We start from the raw sequence: 1,705 nt of genomic DNA on the forward strand, positions 1-1,705 counted from the left end.
GAGCGGGAGGCGGCCCCGCACGCGGATCTGCCTCCGCCGCCGGCGCCGGTCCCCGAGCCGCCGCCCCCGCTGCGGCCCGCGCCCGCGCCCGAGCGCAGCCCGCAGGTCGCCGAGGCGTACGGGATCCGGTTCCTGTGCGGCGCCGACGACATCGAACGCGTCGTGACGGAGGTGCGGCGGCGCGGGAAGTGGTCGCGGCGGCTGCGCGGGCAGGAGGTGTCCAGCGCGTCGGCGCCGGCGCTGCTGCTGATCGGGACGCCCTCCAGCGGGCAGCGGCGGCTGGCGCGGATGGTCGCGGCGGCGCTGGCGGAGGTGGAGGCCTCCAGCGGCGAGGTCCACAGCGCCCACGCCGAGGACCTGCGCGAGCACGGCCCCGACGGGCTGCGCGCCGCGCTGGAGGAGCACGCCGGGCACGTCCTGCTGCTGGACGGCCTGGACGGCCTGATCCTGGACGAGGCGCAGGGACCGGCGTACGCGTCGGTGCTGTACCGGGCGCGGCTGGAGGGCGTCAACGACACCGCGCTGCTGGGCACGTGCGAGCCGGACCGGGTGGGTGAGCTGTCGGCGGCGTCGCCGGAGCTGGTGACCGACCTGCGGGCGGTGCGGCTCCCGGACCTGTCCGACGCGGCGGCGCGGTCGGCGCTGGTGGGCCTGCTGGCCGAGGAGCGGCGGCTGCGGCTGGGGTCGGACGCGTGGACGGTGGTGAACCGCGACATCGGGGCGCTGCGCCCGCGCGGGCGGCTCACCGGCGCCCGCCTGGTGGAGGCGTATCTGGACCGGGCGGCGACGCGGCATCTGGGCAGCGCGGAGGCGACCCAGGCGATTGGCAGTGCCCTGTCGCTGACGGCGGCCGACTTCGAGGGCCTGGCGGCGGAGCTCTCCGGCCGCTGAGGACCCCGGGGCCCGCGGCGCGCGGTGGTCGCGCGGTGGTCGCGCGGAGGGCGGATTCGCCTTGCCTGTAGGGGATTTGGGCCCCTGCGGGCGGTGAAATGTCGGTGGGCGCGGTCACGATGGGGGTGTGGATCGCGTTGATCGGTTACTGGCGCTCGTCGCCGAGCTCCGCGCGGCCTCGCCCGAGCCGCTGGAGGCGGCGGAGCTGGGTGCGCGGCTGCGGGTCAGCGAGCGGACCGTCCGCCGCGACCTGGAGCTGCTGACGCACGGCGGGCTGCCGGTGCGGGCGGAGAAGGGCCGGGGGCACGCGCTGCCCGCCGCCGCGTCCCCGGCGCCGCTGACCGAGGCGGAGTCGCTGGTGGGCCCGGTGCGCGACACGCTGGCCGAGGCCGTCCGGACCCGCCGGATCGTGCGGCTCGCCTACACCGACCGGTCGGGGACGCGCAGCTTCCGCGACGTGGAGGCGCACGGCCTGGTCATCGCCCCGTACGCGGAGTACCTGGTGGGGTGGTGCCGGATGCGCGACGGGCCGCGGATGTTCCGGCTGGACCGGATCGGCGCGGCGTTCCTGTCGGGCCGCGGCGGTGAGGTCCGTGATCTGGAGGCGCTGCTGGCGGCGCTGCGGGTGCCGATGCAGCGTCCTCCCGCGGAGGCGGGGCCGCGGGGTCCTGCGGGTGCGGCGCGGGCGCGTGCGTGGACGCTGGACCGGCTGGAGTTCGTCCGGTCCCGGCTGCGGGACGCGGCCGCGGAGGTCCTGCCCACCGGCGCGGGCCGCGGCGCACGCTCGGGCTCGTCGCGCGGCGCGGGCCGGGGT

General features: G+C 78.4%; 1 protein-coding gene and 1 pseudogene. Both read left to right on the top strand.

Going from position 1 to position 1,705, the window contains the following annotated elements; all coding sequences use genetic code 11:
• Positions 1-891, top strand: a pseudogene (locus tag E1264_RS44335) (hypothetical protein); the annotation flags it as partial.
• 127 nt (positions 892-1,018) lie between these two features.
• Positions 1,019-1,705 (top strand): WYL domain-containing protein (locus E1264_RS42415; RefSeq protein ID WP_132183205.1); only part of this gene is annotated, 687 nt, incomplete at its 3' end.

The organism is Actinomadura sp. KC216 (assembly GCF_004348535.1).
Lineage (GTDB): Bacteria > Actinomycetota > Actinomycetes > Streptosporangiales > Streptosporangiaceae > Spirillospora.